This window comes from Streptomyces krungchingensis (genome assembly GCF_054729265.1).
Genome location: NZ_JBPUKY010000002.1, coordinates 1,141,028 through 1,157,761, shown reverse-complemented (window position 1 = coordinate 1,157,761; position 16,734 = coordinate 1,141,028). Strand labels below are relative to the sequence as shown.

At 70.8% G+C, this 16,734-nt stretch carries 11 protein-coding genes; 4 read left to right on the top strand and 7 right to left on the bottom strand.

The annotated features are described in order from the left end of the window. Positions 1-264 precede the first annotated feature (264 nt). The 5 genes from ACSYGO_RS45910 to ACSYGO_RS45890 all read right to left on the bottom strand — a co-directional run bounded on the left by ACSYGO_RS45910 (position 265) and on the right by ACSYGO_RS45890 (position 8,964). Positions 265-1,746 (bottom strand): long-chain-fatty-acid--CoA ligase, encoded by a 1,482-nt coding sequence (locus ACSYGO_RS45910; RefSeq protein ID WP_435229654.1) that lies wholly within the window; start codon positions 1,744-1,746, stop codon positions 265-267. An 18-nt stretch (positions 1,747-1,764) separates the two neighbouring features. Further along, positions 1,765-3,471 (bottom strand): aldehyde dehydrogenase family protein, encoded by a 1,707-nt coding sequence (locus ACSYGO_RS45905; protein WP_460390409.1) that lies wholly within the window; start codon positions 3,469-3,471, stop codon positions 1,765-1,767. Between the two features lie 39 nt (positions 3,472-3,510). Continuing rightward, complete coding sequence (locus ACSYGO_RS45900; protein WP_426682680.1) at positions 3,511-4,812, bottom strand: MFS transporter; 1,302 nt, start codon at positions 4,810-4,812, stop codon at positions 3,511-3,513. A 281-nt stretch (positions 4,813-5,093) separates the two neighbouring features. Beyond that, entirely contained in the window at positions 5,094-6,986 is a 1,893-nt protein-coding gene (locus ACSYGO_RS45895; protein ID WP_460390408.1) for an alkyl/aryl-sulfatase, read from the bottom strand. Between the two features lie 157 nt (positions 6,987-7,143). Continuing rightward, positions 7,144-8,964, bottom strand: coding sequence for a GMC oxidoreductase (locus tag ACSYGO_RS45890; RefSeq protein WP_460390407.1), 1,821 nt, complete (start codon positions 8,962-8,964; stop codon positions 7,144-7,146). Between the two features lie 236 nt (positions 8,965-9,200). Here ACSYGO_RS45890 and ACSYGO_RS45885 point away from each other — a divergent pair, with 236 nt between their 5' ends. The 3 genes from ACSYGO_RS45885 to ACSYGO_RS45875 all read left to right on the top strand — a co-directional run bounded on the left by ACSYGO_RS45885 (position 9,201) and on the right by ACSYGO_RS45875 (position 11,774). Further along, a complete protein-coding gene (locus tag ACSYGO_RS45885) occupies positions 9,201-10,439 on the top strand; it encodes a PucR family transcriptional regulator (protein WP_460390406.1) in 1,239 nt (412 codons plus the stop codon). A gap of 109 nt (positions 10,440-10,548) precedes the next feature. Next, positions 10,549-11,154 carry a hypothetical protein gene (locus tag ACSYGO_RS45880; protein ID WP_460390405.1) on the top strand — a complete coding sequence of 202 codons (606 nt, stop codon included), beginning with the start codon at positions 10,549-10,551 and terminating at the stop codon, positions 11,152-11,154. 2 nt (positions 11,155-11,156) lie between these two features. Further along, the gene (locus ACSYGO_RS45875) at positions 11,157-11,774 is read left to right on the top strand and encodes a TetR/AcrR family transcriptional regulator (RefSeq protein ID WP_460390404.1); all 618 of its coding nucleotides are present in this window, start codon (positions 11,157-11,159) and stop codon (positions 11,772-11,774) included. 6 nt (positions 11,775-11,780) lie between these two features. Here ACSYGO_RS45875 and ACSYGO_RS45870 read toward each other — a convergent pair whose 3' ends face one another. Beyond that, entirely contained in the window at positions 11,781-12,740 is a 960-nt protein-coding gene (locus ACSYGO_RS45870) for a formylglycine-generating enzyme family protein (protein WP_460390403.1), read from the bottom strand. 72 nt (positions 12,741-12,812) lie between these two features. Beyond that, positions 12,813-13,958: an AraC family transcriptional regulator gene (locus ACSYGO_RS45865; RefSeq protein WP_460390402.1), complete on the bottom strand. Its 1,146-nt coding sequence runs from the start codon at positions 13,956-13,958 to the stop codon at positions 12,813-12,815. A gap of 444 nt (positions 13,959-14,402) precedes the next feature. Here ACSYGO_RS45865 and ACSYGO_RS45860 point away from each other — a divergent pair, with 444 nt between their 5' ends. After that, positions 14,403-16,730, top strand: coding sequence for an arylsulfatase (locus ACSYGO_RS45860; protein ID WP_460390401.1), 2,328 nt, complete (start codon positions 14,403-14,405; stop codon positions 16,728-16,730). Positions 16,731-16,734: the final 4 nt, after the last annotated feature.

Here is a 16,734-nt window from a genome sequence, read left to right as displayed (position 1 = left end):
CGGCGCCCGCCGCGCCGGGAGCCCCCTTGTCGGCGACCCACCCGTCACCCAGCGGCGCGCCACCTTCCGAGTCTGCCGCTTTCGCAGAGGCCCAAGCGGAGTTCGCCTGGCTCGTGAAGGAGATCCGTGCCGCGCAGGGGGTCGGAGACCTGGCTGCGGTCCGAACCGCGCGCCACTTGGCCGGACCCATCTACGGCCGGCATCTGTCCCCCGAAGACCGGGCCACGCACGGCAAGGGCGGTTTCCGGGTGGAGGAGCGCTGCGTCAGCGGCTCCCGGGGGCGGCGATCTCCCGCTTGAGGATCTTGCCGGTGGGTCCCTTCGGGAGGGCGTCGACCTGCCAGACCTCGCGAGGGTACTTATAGGCGGCCACCCGTTCGCGGACGAAGTCACGGAGCTCGTCCGCGCCCACCTCGGCGCCGGGGCGCAGGGCGATCACGGCGGCGACCTCCTCGCCGAGGGTGGCGTGGGCGATGCCGATCACGGCGGCCTCGGCCACGGCGGGGTGCTCGTAGAGGACCTCCTCGATCTCGCGCGGGTAGACGTTGTAGCCGCCGCGGATGATGAGGTCCTTCTTGCGGTCGACGATGTAGTAGTAGCCGTCCTCGTCGACCCGGGCCAGGTCGCCGGTGCGCAGCCAGTCGTCGACGATCGCCTCTGCGGTCGCCTCGGGGCGGTTCCAGTAGCCGGCCATCACGTTGTGGCCGCGGACGCACAGTTCGCCGACGCCGTCGACCGGGTCGAGGATGCACATCTCGACGCCCTCGACGGGCGTGCCGACGGAGCCGGGCTTGCGGGGCCGGTCGGGGTGGTTGAAGGAGGCGATCGGGGAGGTCTCGGACATGCCGAACCCCTCCAGGACCGGGCAGTGGAAGGCGGCCTCGAAGGCGTGCAGCACCTCGACGGGAAGAGAGGCGGCGCCGGAGGCGCAGATGCGCAGCGAGCTCGTGTCGCGCTGCTCGGCGCTGCGTTCGTGTTCGGCGAGCATGGCGCCGTACATGGTCGGCACGCCTTCGAAGACGGTCACCCGTCGCTCCTCGATGGTGCTCAGGGCCTGACCCGGGTCGAAGCGGGCGAGCAGGGTGAGTCGGGCACCTGCCGTCACTGCGGCGTTCATGGCGCAGGACTGACCGAAGGCGTGGAAGAGAGGAAGGCAGCCCATCACCACGTCATCGGGGGTGAGCCGGAGCAAGGTGCGCCCGCCGATCTCGGCGTTGCGGGCCAGCCCCGCGTGGGTGAGCATGGCGCCCTTGGGCGAGCCGGTGGTGCCGGAGGTGTAGAGGATGACGGCCAGGTCATGGTCCTCGCGGGGCACGACCGGCCCCGGGTCCGGGTACTCGGCGAGCAGTTCACCGAGCCCGCCGGGCACGATCGGCACCACCGGGGTGCCGGTGCCCGCGGCCCCGGCGTGGGCGTGCTCGGCCACGCCGTCCCAGGCGAGGAGGAGTGCCATGCCGGAGTCGCCCACACAGTGCGCGATCTCGCGCGGCTTCAGCAGGGGGTTCATCGGCACCACGACGGCGCCGGCGCGCAGCGCACCGTAGTAGAGGACGGGGAACTCCAGCAGGTTGGGCAGCATCAGGCCCACCCGGTCACCGGGAACCACGCCGCGGGCGGCGAGGAACGCGGCGGTACGGCCGGCGAGGGCGTCCAGTTCGGCGTAGGTGATCCCGTGGTCGCCGAGTTCGACGGCGCGGCGGTGGGCGTGCTCGGTGGCGGCACGGGCGAGGAAGTCGTTGAGGTTCATGTCGGGGCCGGTTCCTGGTCAGCCGCGGAGCGCGGAGGCGAAGATGGCGGGCAGCTTGGCGATGCCGGGTGCGGTGGTGAATCGGGTGACCCGTTCGAGGGTGGTGCGGGTCGTGCGGTTGGTGACGAAATACGGCGGGCGCGGCGCGATCGACGGGGAGCCGGTGAACAGCCCACGCGGGATCGGGGCGAAGGGGGCGCGCAGCACTGTCTTCTCGATGTCCTCGAGCATGAAGGCGTTGTTGACGAAGCCGATGCCGCTGCCGATCGCCTGCCGCGTGTGGCCCGGGTAGGCGCCCCAGGGGGTGTAGCCCAGCAGGAAGCCGAGGGCGGACCAGGTGTTGACGCCGAGGGTGCCGTAGCGCAGCCCGGAAATAGCCGACTCGACCGCCTCGGGGTGGGCCTTCTCGGTCCGCGGATGAACGATCAGGGTCGCACCGAGCGTGCCCGGAAGGGTGTCGTTGGCGAAGTCCACGGCGTGGCGCAGGAATTCGGCCGGGGTGTCTCCGGGGAGGCGCACCACACCCAGGGCGCTGGCGAAGACCTCACGGGTGAGCAGCACGTCGTCGTGGTCGATGATGTCGGGCACCAGGAGCCGACAGCCGTCGGCGTTGCTCTCGGCCGCCGGGTGTGCCTGGCGGACGGCGGCGAGACGTTGGTCGGCACCCGGGTAGTAGTCGGTGCGGGCCGGCAGTGCGCGCAGCACCTTGCGGATCGCGTTCAGCAGCCGCTCGGTGCCGTCCCAGGAGCGGGGCAGCAGCAGGATCTGGCTGGCGATGCAGTTGTGGCCGGAGTTGTTCATCTTGCTAGTGACGATGTGCTCGGCCTGGAAGCGGAAGTCCGCCGCGCTCCACTCGCCCGGCACCACGATGCAGGGGCTGACCCCGCCCAGCTCGCTGGTGAACGGCTTGTCGATCAGCGGGGTGTCGTCGCGTCGGCGCTGCTCGGCCTGCTCGTCGGTGCCCCAGACGATGGCGTCGTGGGTGCGGTCACTGCCGGTGACATGGATGGAGTCCACGCCGTCGTGGTGGGTGAGGTACGCGCCCTCGGCGGGGCCGCCGTCGACGAACCGTACCCAGCCCCGGTCGATGAATTCGGCGAAGATCTCCTCGAAGTGGGGGCGCAGGTAGGCGTTGACCGGGTTCATCTTGGCGACGGCGACCTGGCCCTCGGCGTACAGCTTGTGCAGGATGTCCGCCGCGGTCAGCGCGGCGACATTGCCCGCGCCCAGGACGAGGGCCACGCCCGCGGTCTCCGCGCGATCGCGGTACTGTCCGGCCGCCCGCTCCCGGACCTGCTCAGCCGTGGTACCGGGACACATCCGGACCTGGGCCGTGCAGCCGCCCAGCAGCAGTCGGTCCCAGCCGGTGGCCGGGAAGACGTCCACCGAGGTCCGGCCGTCCTGCTCGCGCACGGCGCCCGCGGGCAGCGGGTCGCGGCCGGCGGCGATCCGGCGCAGGACGTGCAGCCGGGCGCTGACGTTCTGGGCCAGCGCCCAGGGCCCCCCGGCCCAGTCCTCCGCAGCCCAGGACGAGTGGGGGCCGTACCCCTTGGCGGCGGCAGCGGCGGCCACCATGTCGGCTGCCACCTCGCTGATCCGCGGCAGGAGCCGCTCCAGCAAGCCGATCCGCTCGGCGAGCGTGGCCGTGGCCCAGGCCGCGGCGTTCTCACGCAGCTCGCGCAGGGCACGGTCGAGGGCGGACGGGCCGAGGGTGGTGCTGTTCACGTCACTCCTTGGGTGGCGAGCAGAGGGGAACGATGTGCGTCACGCAGCCAGACGGCGAGCGTCGCGGGCCGAGTCGATCAGGGTGACGGCGGCGGTACCGCCGATCAGCAGGAGCGCGCCCACGAGCAGCACGGCGTACCGATAACCGGCCGTGCCCTGGGTGTCGACGAGGTAGCCGGTCAGGGCAGGGGCGACCAGGCCGGCCGTCGTGACCACGGCGGTCATCAGGCCCAGAGCGCCCCCGCGGCGCCGGCCGGGGACCAGTTCGGCCACCGACGTCACCGCCACGCTCACCATGAGCCCGGGCAGGCCGAACCCGACGATCAGCAACACGACGGCGAGCGCTCCGCCCACCGGTTGCGACAGGCCCAGACAGCACAGGGCGCAGACGATCAGCGTGATGCCGCCGACGCGGGCGCGGGCCCAGCGGCTGCTCACGCCGCGACGCAGCAGCCATCCGGTCAGTCCCGCCTGGCCCAGCATCGCGATGCCGTTGACGGCCCAGAGCGCAGCGACCAGATTTGCCGCTGCGGTGTCCGAGTAGCCCAGCCCGTCCCGCAGGTAGGAGGGCACCCACACCAGCGCCAGCGCGGTCAACCAGTAGGCGCTGAAGAAGGCGGCCGTGCTGCCGATCCAGCTACCGGTGCGGAGGATGCGCAGGTAGGGGGTGTCGGCGGGGCTCGGGTCGCCGGCCTCCGTACCGTCGTTCGCGGGGGTGCCGGCCGCGTGGTTGCCGTCCTGGCCGAGGATGGTCCAGACCGCGGCCCAGAGCACGCCCACGGCCGCGACCACGCCGAAGGCGGAGCGCCAGCCGTGGTGGTTGATCACCCAGGTCAGCCCGGGGGCCGCGACCACGACGCCCAGGGTGGTACCGAGGGTGATCAGGGAGCCGGGGAGGTTGCGTTTGCGGTCGGGGAACCAGGACAGGGCGCTGTGCTGGGCGACGGGGAAGGCCGGCCCTTCCGCTGCGCCCAACACGATCCGGGAGGCGACCAGTATGGCGAGTCCGCCCCCCAGTGCCATGGGTGCCTGGGCGATCGACCACAGCAGCGCCATGCCCAGCAGCAGCCACCGCGGCCGTACCCGGTCCGCCAGTAGCCCGACCACAGCGCCGCAGACGGAGAACAGCAGGAAGAACGCGCTGTTGGCCAGTCCGAAGGACGTCGCCGACAGGCCGAGGTCGCGGCGGATCGAGTCGGCCGCAAGACCCATGACGGACTTGTCGGCGAAATTGACCATCATGAAGACCACGAGCAACCCGGTGACGAGCCAGGCCCGTCGCGGGGAGCTGGGTGCCGATGGGGAGAGTTCGGCGGTTCTGGCGAGGTCATTGTCGGTCACGACGGCTCCGTGAAGGTGGCTGTGGCGGACAGGAATTGGACGGGGTTCAGGCAAACGGAACGCCGGCGATCGCGATGCGCTCCACGACGCGTCACCACGGGCCCTGGTCGCTCATGGCTGGAAGATTGATGCGCAGGGGGTTGGTCACGGTCAGTGGTCGTAGGCGATCAGTGACCGCTCGATGGGTTGATCGGTCCGATCGTTGTGCCAGATCGCTGCGGTGATCGGGATTCTCTGGGCGAGGACGCCCCCTGCGCAGCGATCAACTGGATTTCAATCATCTAGGGCAGCGCGACCGGGAAGGTGCGGGCCGGCTCCTCCAGCAGCCCCAGCAGGGTGGGCAGGGCCTGCAGGTCGCCCTCGACGCTGATCCCGCCGGCGGTTACGGCCGCCGCGAAAGTCGCCGTGCCGCAGAGCACCCGGTCGAACTCTGTCCTGGTCAGCCGGATTACGAGTCCCGGCTGCCCGCCGCCGGGGGCGTCGCCGCGCATCGGAGTGAGCACCCCGTTGGCCAGCAGCAGCGTCCAGGTCTCCGCCGTGTCGGTGAACTCCCAGCGCAGCAGCAGCCGGTGGGCGGCGGCCGCCGGGCCGTCGAGGCGGACCGCCCAGGCCTGGAAGATCTGCAGCGTGGAGAGGGCCGGGATCATCGTCAAGTCGGGGGAGCCTTCGACCGTGGCGCGCCGGACCTCGGCGGGCTGCCGAAGTTCCCGGGCGCCGCAGAGGTAGAAGTTGCGCCAGATGCCGCTCTCGGCGCCGTGGGCGAGTCGTTCGAAGGTCGCGGCCTGTAGCTCCCGGGCCTCGGTGTGGTCGGGCTCGGCGAACAGCACGTGATTGAGCACCTCCGCGACCCAGCGGAGGTCGCCCGCGTCGAAGGACTCGCGGGCCTTGCTCACCACGGCCTCGGCGCCACCCATGAAGTCGATGTAGCGCCGGCCCGCTTCCGCGGGTGGGAGCTGCCACAGATGGGCCGGGTTGCCGTCGTACCAGCCCATGTAGCGCTGGTACACGGCCTTGCTGTTGTGGCTGAGCGTGCCGTAGTAGCCCCGGGCGTGCCAGGCGCTGCCCAGGACTCCCGGGAACTCCTGCAGCTCCTCGGCGATCTCCGTTGCGATCAGGCCGCGGTTCATCAGGCGTACGGTCTGGTCGTGGAGGTAGGCGTAGGCGTCCCGCTGCTCGGAGAGGAGCGCGGTGAGCTCCGGGCGGCCCCAGGTGGGCCAGTGGTGGGAACCGATCAGCACGTCGGCGCGGTCGGCGAAGAGCTGGACGGTCTCCGTCAGGTATCCGGCCCAGGCCTGCGCGTCGCGGACCTCGGCGCCGCGCAGGGTCAGCACGTTGTGGAGAGTGTGGTTGGCGTTCTCGGCCACCAGCAGGACCCGGTGGTCGGGCAGCAGGAAGTTCATCTCGCTGGGCGCCTCGGTGCCCGGCGTCAGCTGGAAGACCAGCCGGACGCCGTCGACGACCAGCTCCTCCCCGGTGCTGGTGATCAGCGCGGTGGGGGCGATCAGGCCGACTCGCCCGTCGGAGGTGGCCTGACCCAGGCCGAAGCCGATCATCCCCTTGGGATCGGCCGACAGCGACCTGCCGTACATGTAGCCCGCACGGACGAGCATGGCGGGCCCGGCGATGACGTTCTCGCCGACCGCGTGCTCCATGAAGCCCTCCGGGGCGATCACCGGGATACGGCCGGCAGTGACGTCCGCACGGTCCACCACGCCGCCCACGCCGCCGAAGTGGTCGAGATGGCTGTGGGTGTAGACGACGGCGCTGACCGGCCGCTCACCGCGGTGGCTGCGGTAGAGGGCGAGCCCGGCGGCGGCGCATTCCTCACTGATCAGGGGGTCGATGACGACCACTCCGGTGTCGCCCTCGACCACGGTCATGTTGGAGATGTCGAAGCCGCGGATCTGGTACACGCCCGGCACGACCTCGAAGAGGCCATCCACGGCATTGAGTCGGGCCTGCCGCCACAGACTGGGGTTGGCGGTCTCCGGGCAGTCCTGCTCCAGGAAGGTCCACCGCTCGTTGTCCCAGACGACGCGGCCGGTCGCGTCGCGGATGATGCACGGGTCAAGACGCCCGACCAGGCCCCGGGTGGCGTTCTTCAGGTCGGTCGGGTCGTCCCAGTCGAGTTCGCTCGCGTTCAAGATTCCTACTTTCGGTGGGTGGTGGTCCATAGGGGCACAGGTGCTCGGCGCAGGGTGATTACTCCTTCACGGAACAAGGCGCGGGCCTCCGTCTCGAGGACCTGGCGGCTGCGACCCAGGCCGCGGAGAACGTCCAGCGGAGCGTCGACGTTGGTTGCGCCCTTTCCGGAAATTCCGGTCCTGCGGGTCAATTGCCTTGCTGAGGGCTGCCGGTGGGCTCCGTACGGACGATGGGCATGGGGAGGAGCGGGAGGCGCAGGACTGCGAAGGCAGTGCGGGGAACGACGGGACGGGTCGGCTCGACCGGAGGGGTGTAGCGGTAGGACTCGCCCTGGGCGGGCCGGGAGTCGCGTTCGCCCTTGTTGGGCCACATGGACATGGCGCGCTCGGTCTGGGCGGTGATGGTGAGGGAGGGGTTGACGCCCAGGTTGGCGGAGACGGTGGAGCCGTCGACGACGGTGATCCCCGGGTGCCCGTAGAGGCGGTGGTAAGGGTCGACCACGCCGGTTTCAGGGCTGTCGCCTATGGGGCAGCCGCCGATGAAGTGCGCGGTCAAGGGGATGTCGAGGAGTTCACCGACGGTGTGGCCCGGGAAGCCGTTGATCTCGTCGGCGAGCAGGCGGGCGGCCTGCTCTGCCGCCGGGATCCAGGTCGGGTTGGGGGCTCCGTGTCCCTGGCGGGAGGTCAGCACGCCCTTGCCCCGGCGCACGCGCTTGAGGGAGACGGTGAGGGAGTTGTCCAGGGACTGCATGACCAGGCCGATGATGGCCCGCTCCGACCAGCGGCGCTTGCTCAGCGAGCGGGCGAAGAGGATCGGGTGCCGGACGGAGGTGGCAAGGAAGCTCAGCCATCGCGGGCCGCGGCCGCCACCCGGGGCCTGGAGTACGGCCAACAGACCCATGGAGTTGGAGCCCTTGCCGTAACGAACCGGCTCGATGTGGGTGTTCTCGTCCGGGTGCATGGAGGAGGTGATCGCCACGCCCTTGGTGAAGTCGGCATGGCGTCCGTAGCGACGGTCGGTGGTCTGCGCGGTGACGATGGCCTCGGAGTTGGTCCGGCTGAGGTGGCCCAGCCGGTCGGAGATGTGCGGAAGGTCGCGGCGTGCCTTGAGGGTGTGCAGCAGGGTCTGAGTGCCGTACGTGCCGGCGGCGACCACGACACGGCGGGCGGTGAAGCTGCGCTGCCCGCGCCTGCGGGAGTCGGTGCGCCGGGTGTCGATGATGTAGCCGTCGCTCTCCTCCCTGATCCGAGTGACGGTGGTGAGCGGGTGGATCTCGGCGCCACCGCGCTCGGCGAGGTGCAGGTAATTCTCGGTGAGCATGTTCTTGGCGCCGTGGCGGCAGCCGGTCATGCACTCACCGCACTCGGTGCAGGCCCGGCGAGCAGGTCCCGCGCCGCCGAAGTACGGATCGGCGACCTCCTCACCCGGCTGCACCCGGCGGCCGCAGTCCGAGTCCTTACCGTCCCCGAAGAACACGCCGACCGGCGCCATATGGAAACTGGACCCCACCCCCATGTTCTCGGCGACCGTCTTCAGGTGGACGTCGGAAGGCGTGAGCGTGGGGTTGAGACGCACCCCGAGCATGCGCTGCGCCTGGTCGTAGAAGGGCGCCAGCTCCTCCTGCCAGTCGGTGATGTGGCCCCACTGGGGATCGCTGAAGAACGCCTTCGGCGGCACGTACAGGGTGTTGGCGTAGTTGAGGGAGCCACCGCCGACGCCCGCGCCGGCCAGGACGAGCACGTTGCGCAGCAGGTGGATGCGCTGGATGCCGTAGAGGCGCAGAGCAGGGGCCCACAGGTAGTTGCGCAGGTCCCACGAGTTCTTCGGCAGGTCCGCGGCGGTGAAGCGGCGGCCGGCCTCCAGGACGGCGACACGGTAGCCCTTCTCGGTCAGACGCAGCGCGGCCACCGAACCGCCGAAGCCGGAGCCGACCACGACGACGTCGTAGTCGAGCTCGTTCTCCTGAGACAGCGGGCCGTGGTCACGGGGGGCGGGGGGGTTTGTCATGGTCAGTCTCCGGGGGGACGGGACGAGGACGGCCACCGTCCGGGGAAGAGCGGGGCCATGTCGGGGGTCCGCCCCACGGGGTTCGTCCGAGAGCGGTCGCCGCTGCGGACCGCTCTGCGCCTCCGCGACTGGTGTGGCCATACGTTAAGTCGGAACGGCAGGCCGGAAGGATGTGCGGTCGCCCAGCACCAACGGTCTCCGTTGTGCCGCTGCACCGGCATGGGTAGCGTGGCGATATGGAGTCGGCCGCCCCGGACATCGCGTCCTTGATCAAGCTGGTCGCCGGACGGCTCCTCGACGAGGTCGACGCCCTCCTCGCGGACATCGACGCGGCCATCTTCGAGGTGGCCCCCATCCTGGCCGAGGACCCGACGCTGGCCGCCGAGAGCCGGGCCAGCAGCCGGGCGAACGTCCTGCGCTGGCTGACCGCCATGCAGCTGCGTCCCGGCGAGCTGGTCTCCCGGGACGCACCTTTGGAGACCCTCGACCTGGCCCGGACGCTGGTGCGCCGTGGCGCCGAACTGGACGCCCTCGTCCAGTCCTATCGCAGGGGCCAGAACGTGGCATGGCGGCGGTGGATGGACCTGGCAGCCGATGCCATCCCGTCCCGCGGCGACCTGGTCGAGGTGCTCCAGGTGTCCTCGGCCCTGATGTACGAATACGTCGACCGCGTGCTGGACGCCGTCATCACGCGCATGCAGCAGGAACGCCAGGACCTGCTCTCCGGGGCACTGGCCCGCAGAGCCGAGACGATCCGGCTCCTCCTCGACGGAGCTCCCATCAGCGCCGACCGAGCCGGCCGACAGCTCAACTACGACCTCACCGGAAGGCACGTCGCCGCGGTGCTGTGGTCGGATCCGCCGGGCGAGGTCCACGGGATGCTCGAGCAGGCTGCCGGAACCCTCTCCACGACGGCCTGCTCGCGGCCGCCCCTCACCCTGCCTGCCGGCACGCGCACGCTGTGGGCCTGGCTTCCCGTCCGCCACGAACCGGACTGGCAGGAACTCCGCGACGCCATGGCCCACGCGGCTCCCAGGGTTCGCGCGGTCCTCGGACCGCTCCGCGACGGCGTCACCGGGTTCAGGCGCAGCCACGCCGCGGCACTCGCCGCCCAGCGGCTCCTCGCCGGCGCACCCGACGGAGAGCAGCTCACCGCCTACCACGAGATCGAAGCCGTCGCCCTCGTCAGCCAGAACGAGGAGCGCATGGCGGAGTTCATCACCTCCACTCTGGGGCCTTTGTGCGGCGCCGACCCGGCGCACCTCACCCTGCGGTCGACCCTGCGGGTCTACCTCGACGAAGGCGGGAACGCCCCGCGGACAGCCGAGCGACTGCACACCCACCGCAACACCGTGCTGCACCGGGTCGCCCGCGCCGAAACACTGCTGGGATACCGCGTCACCGAGCGCCGCCTGACCGTCTCCCTCGCACTGGAACTCCTGCACCGCCTCGGCAGCCGGGCGCTGCCGCGGTGAGTGCCCCCTCCGGAGCTGTTCGGTAACGGCATCGGAGTCCTCGCCCCGTGACCGGGACGGGCGGGGACCGGACCCACCCATCGCCGACCAAGGCGTCGTCGACACCGTAGTGCCCGCGTTCGCCGACATCGCCATGGTCGACGTCGTGGCCACGGTGGTGCGCGGACGATCCGCCCCCGGCCCCGCGTGCTCCGGACGCCCCGCGATCGCCTTGGCCGACCACACGGTGAGGGGCCTCGCGTTTTCCGGACATGACCGATCAACGACCGCCGTCCCGACCGTCAGCAGCGGCGGAGGCGAGTGGTACGACACCATCGAGCTTTCCAGCGCCCGCTCCGCGCCGGTCCTCGGCAGGGCGCCATCAGCCCCATGGCCGCGCTTGACCTGGAAGGCCGGTTATCCAGGGCCGCTGATCGCCCGCCCGGACCGCATCACCGTGAAGATTCCCGACCTCCCCGTCGAACCGCAGCTTGGGAGCACCGACCGGGCACGCATCGCTGCCATCACCTTCGAGGCCCCGATCGGCAGCGTGCTCGCATTCTCCAACACCCCAGCGCACGCCCCCGATGCCACAGTCCGGGCCGAAACAATCACCGTCCTGGCACAAGGCAGAAGGGACAAGGAGCTGGCCGGTGGGGACGACAGTGCGCCGTCGGCTGCGCTGCCTGTCAGCACCCGTAGCGACAGCGCAGCCGACGCCCTCCGTATGCTCTGACCATGGGCGCTGCACAGGCGCAGAGAGCCGAGCGAGGGCCGGGGCGCCCGCGGGAGGAGCGTGTCACCAGCGCCGCGCTGCACGCGGTGACCGAGCTGGTGACGGAACGCGGCGTACAGGCGGTCGCCATGGACGGGGTGGCCGCACGTGCCGGGGTGAGCAAGCCCGCCATCTACCGGCGCTGGCCGTCCAAGCAGGCTCTGATCATCGCCGCGGCCGAGACGCGAATCGGCCGGTCCTCGGTGCCGGACCTCGGCGATCTCCGAGCCGAACTGCGCGAGGTCCTCACCGCGCGTCTGGCTGCCTACCGACAGCCCGGGACGGACCGGCTGCTGGCCGAGCTGATCGGTGCGGCCGCACCGGACAGCGGGATGCGGGGCGCCTACGTCGCGCACACCGAGCGGATCATGGACGAGATCCGGAGTGTCCTGGAGCGCTCGATCGCCCGCGGGGAGGTACGGCCGGACATCAGCATCCGGTCCGCAGCCACGCTGGTCGCAGCGCCGATGATCTACCGGCTGCTGGCCGAGTGCGAGTTGCCCGACGCCTGCTTCGTCGACGACCTGGTGGATCTCCTCGTCCGGGCGGTCGGCCGCCCGGCTCGAGCCGAAGAGACATGAGTGGGCTCAGACGTCGAAGGCGCAGCGGAAGCCCATGTGTCCTGTGGTGCTGTCAGGAGTGTTGGAGGTGCGGGCCGCCACCCGGTAGCGGTTGCAGTACGAGCGGTGGCACAGGTAGGAGCCGCCACGGATGACCTTCGCCGAGCCCGTGCGAGGGCCGGCCGGATCGGTGCGCGGACGCTCCCCGTGGTGTGTGGTCCACCAGTCCGCGCACCACTCCCAGACGTTGCCGGCCACGTTGTACAGGCCGAAGCCGTTCGGCTGGTACGCGTCTACCGGAGCCGTGCCCCGGTAGCCGTCCTCGGCGGTGTTCTTCGTGGGAAAGTGGCCCTGCCAGATGTTGCACATGTGCTCCCCGCCGGGAGTCAGCTCGTCCCCCCACGGGTAGTGACGCTGCTCGAGCCCGCCGCGTGCCGCGTACTCCCACTCCGCCTCGGTGGGCAGTCGGCCACCCGCCCAGCGGCAGTAGGCGTCGGCGTCGTTCCAGGAGACATGTACGACGGGATGCCCTTCCCGACTCGTCACGTCGCTGCTCGGCCCCTCCGGCGCGCGCCAGCAGGCCCCTTCGACGCCGCACCACCAGGGGGTTCCCTCCAGCCGGTGCGAGGTCCTGCGCAGGGCGCCGGGCAGAAAGGAGGCGAAGACGTACGACCAGCCGAACCGCTCGGCCTCGGTGACATGGCCGGTGTGCTCGACGAACCGGGCGAATTCGGCGTTGGTCACCGTGTGGACGGCCATGCGGAACGGGCTGACGCGCACCCTGCGCACCGGGCCCTCGCCGTCGTCCGGGAATCCCTCCGAGCTGTCGCTGCCCATGAGGAACTCGCCTCCCGGTAGCGCCACCGATCCGCTCTGACCACTGGCCCTCCGCGAGCCGGGCACCAGTTCCACGGCCTCCACGGATCCCGGCGCGGATGCGCGTGACGGCTGGCAGCAGCTGGTGAGCTGCGAGTTGGGGTGGCCCATGGATGTTCCTCTCTGATTTCCTCGTTCTCCGGCTGGGCGGCGACCGCCGTTGCGCCGGGCGTCCGGGCAAGGTCAGGCGTGCGCTGCCCCTGCCTCGGATGCTCCGCTCTGCCGTGCCGTGCGCCGTACGGCGGAGGGCGTCATGCCGAACCAGCGCCGGCAGGCACGGGACAGGGCGCTCTGCTCGGCGTAGCCCAGCCGGCGGGCGATCCGGCCCAATGCCATGTCCGTCTCGGCGAGCAGCTGCTCAGCGGTCTCCCGACGCGCCACGTCGACCAGGTCCGTGACGGACGATCCCTCCGCTGAGAGGCGCCGTTGTAGGGCGCGCGGATGCAGCCCCAGGCGGGTGGCGATGTCCTCGACGGTGGGTACTACTCCCTTGGGCAGCATCTGCTCTGCGAGCTCGGTGACCGGGCGTACGAGGCAGGCGCTGTCCGGTGGGGCGGTGTCGGCGAGATGCTCCACAAGCACGCGGTGGGCGACCGGGTCGTGCTCCAGGGGGCGGCCCAGATCTGCGGCGTTGATGGTGAAGCCCAGCCGGGGCTGGTTGAAGAGCACTGCGGTGGAGTAGTCGCTCTCATAGTTCGCCTGAGGCGTCAGCGGGCGGTGCGGAACGTGGATGTCGACAGGAAGGAGGGACGAACCGGCCAGCAACTGAAGCACCGTCAGCGCACGTGCCAGGACCGCCTCGGCTCCCTGGGGATAGAGCCACCGCCGGCCGAGGGCGCAGCGGAATTCCACGAACGCCAGGCCTTCACCGGGTCCGGAGACCAGCCAGAGCGAGCAGGCCGTGGAGTAGGTTCCGAGGTAGCGGCCGAAGACCTCGACCGCCTCCGCGAGGGTACGGGCGGTGCGCGCTGCGGGTACCACGGGTCCGAGGATGGCTGCACTCTGCCGCCGGCCCAGCCTGCGCCCCAGATCCGGGGTGCCGGTACTCTCGGCGGCGGCCTCCAGCACCTCCATGACGCGCCGGAAGGGCAGGTACTCCTCGTACCGGCCCGCCGCCACGGGCTCGATCCCGACGTAGTGGAGCAGGTCGTCCGGCGCGCCGCCCAACTCCGTGACCAATTCACGGAATTCGCTCAGCGCGGAACCGCGGACCAGCCCATGTCCTGCGGTAGCGTGCGGGCGGTTCGGCCGGCAGGTCCGGCTCTCGCGATGCACGCCGGTGGAGCGGCCCGGCCTGAGGCCCTGCACGACCGCTGCTTCTCGGCTCATCGGCGACCGTACCTCCTCATCGGGCCACTGTGGTTACCGGCACTGACCTCCGGCTCGGACTCGACTACCGGCGCCAGGCCACGCCGTCGGGACCGCTCTGGGCAGCCCCGGGGCGCGGCCTGAGCCGGCACGGAACGCCGTCACCAGGATGTTTTTGGGAAGCCTAATCAGCCGGCCGGAGAGGGGCACTGTGCACGCGCACAATGCCGATCCGGCGGGCCGTGCAGCCGCACATCGGGTCGTGCAATCCCTTCCCCTGCCCCGCACCGCGCAGCGCCACCGGCGCACGGTGTCGCGCGAAGCCAAATGGTCGGCACCCGAAGGCAAGACCTGCCGCGGGGTTCTTCGCGATGGTGATGGCGGGCGTACCTCGCGGGGCTCATGCCGGCGCCTCCGCGCCCGTTTGTGATCCGCAATGCCCAGCACTCGGAAAGGAATCATCCCGTGGTGAACCCGGCCTACCGCGCCGCACTTCCGATCAATGAGCCGAGGCGGCCGACGGCCACGCCGATGGACGTGCGCGATGCCGAGATGCCCGAGCCCGTCTCCAGGACACGGCCGCCGAAGGGCGCACCCAATGTCCTCCTGATCCTCATCGACGACATGGGCTACGGAGCCTCGTCCTCGTTCGGTGGGCCCTGCCGGATGCCGGTGGCCGACCGGCTCGCCGAGAACGGCCTGCGCCTGTCGCGCTTCCACACCACCGCGATGTGTTCGCCGAGCCGCGCGAGCCTGCTCTCGGGCCGCAACCACCACACGGTGGGAGCCGGCGGCATCACCGAGATCGCCACCAGCCAGCCCGGCTACACCTCCTCGCGCCCCGCATCCTGCGCGACGCTGCCGGAGATCCTGCGGATGAACGGCTACAACACGTCCTGCTTCGGCAAGTGGCATCAGACGCCGACCTGGGAGACCAGCCGGACCGGCCCGTTCGACCGCTGGCCGACCGGTGAGGGCTTCGAACGCTTCTACGGATTCATGGGCGCCGAGACCGACCAGTGGCGCCCCACCCTCTTCGAGGGCGCCAGCCCCATCCCCACCCCGGACCGGCCCCGCTACCACCTGAGCGAGGACCTGGTCGACCGGCTGATCGCCGACCTCCGCGAGCAGCAGGCGCTAAGCCCGGACCAGCCGTTCTTCAGCTATCTGTCCTTCGGGGCCTGCCATGCCCCGCTGCAGGCGCCCCGGGAGTCCATCGACGCCTACCGCGGCGCGTTCGACCACGGCTGGGACGACCAGCGGGAGCGGACCCTGGCCCGGCAGAAGGACCTGGGTATCGTCCCGCAGCAGACCGAGCTCAGTCCGCGCCCGGCGGAGATCGGCGCCTGGGTGGACCAGCCGGAGGACGCCCGCCGCCTGTACGCACGGATGATGGAGAGCTACGCGGGCTTCGCGACCCATACCGACGAGCAGGTCGGGCGGATCGTGGACGCGCTGGAGGAGATGGGCGTCCTCGACGACACGATCATCCTGTACATCATGGGCGACAACGGCGCCAGCGCCGAGGCCGGCCCGCACGGGTGCCTCAACGAGTACGCGTCCTACAACGGGATCAAGGAGACCGTCCCCGAGATGCTCGCGCGCATCGACGAGGTGGGCGGCCCCGACACGCTGGCCCAGTACCCGGTGGCCTGGGCCCACGCCATGAACGCTCCGTTCCAGTGGACGAAGCAGATGGCCTCCCACTGGGGCGGTACCCGGGTCGGCACCATCGTGCACTGGCCCGCCGGCATCCGGGCCCGCGGCGAGGTCCGCCACCAGTTCACCCACATGAACGATGTGGCGCCGACCATCCTCGAACTCGCCGGCATCCCCGAGCCCACCTCGGTCAACGGCGTGTCCCAGAAGCCCATGGAAGGCATCTCCATGGCCTACGCCTTCGACGAGGCGGACGCCCCGGAGCGGCACACCACCCAGTACTTCGAGATCTTCGGCAACCGCGGCATCTACCACAACGGCTGGTCGGCGTGCACGAAGCACGAGGTGCCGTGGGAACTCGCCGGCAGACCGAGGCCGTTCGCCGAGGACGTGTGGGACCTGTACGCGCCGCACGACCACGCGCAGTGCCTCGACCTCGCGGCCGAGCAGCCGGAGCGGTTGCGCAAGCTGCAGGACCTGTTCCTGATCGAGGCTGCCAAGTACGACGTCTTCCCGCTGGACGACCGCAAGGTGGTACGGATGGACGGTGAGTCGGTGGGCCGCCCGCGGCTCGGCAACGGCCGGTCGGTCACGCTCTATCCGGGAATGCGCCATCTCAACGAGAGTGTGCTGCCGGACACCAAGAACCGGTCCTGGACGGTGACCGCGGAGATCGAGGTCGGTGACGAGCCGGCGCGCGGCGCGGTGGTCGCCCAGGGCGGCCGGTTCGCCGGCTGGGCCCTGTTCCTGTGCGAGGGCACCCCGGCGTTCCACTACAGTTGGGTGGATCGCGAGCACTACGAGATCAGCGCGCCCGAGCGACTGGGCCCCGGCAGGCACACCCTGCGTTACCGCTTCACCTACGACGGCGGCGGCGTGGGCAAGGGAGGCCTTGGTCAGCTGTTCGTCGACGGCAAGCCGGCCGGGTCGGTGCGGCTGAACCACACCATTCCGTTCATCTACCACGCCACCGACTGGCTGGATGTCGGCGAGGACAACGGCGTACCTGTGACCGGCTACGGCACCCAGGGCGGCCGCTTCAGCGGGCGGATCGGGAAGGTCGTCCTGGAGGTCGGCGACGACCTCTGCGAGGACCCGGCGGGTGAGGCACAGGCCATGGTGTCTGTGCAGTAGTCCC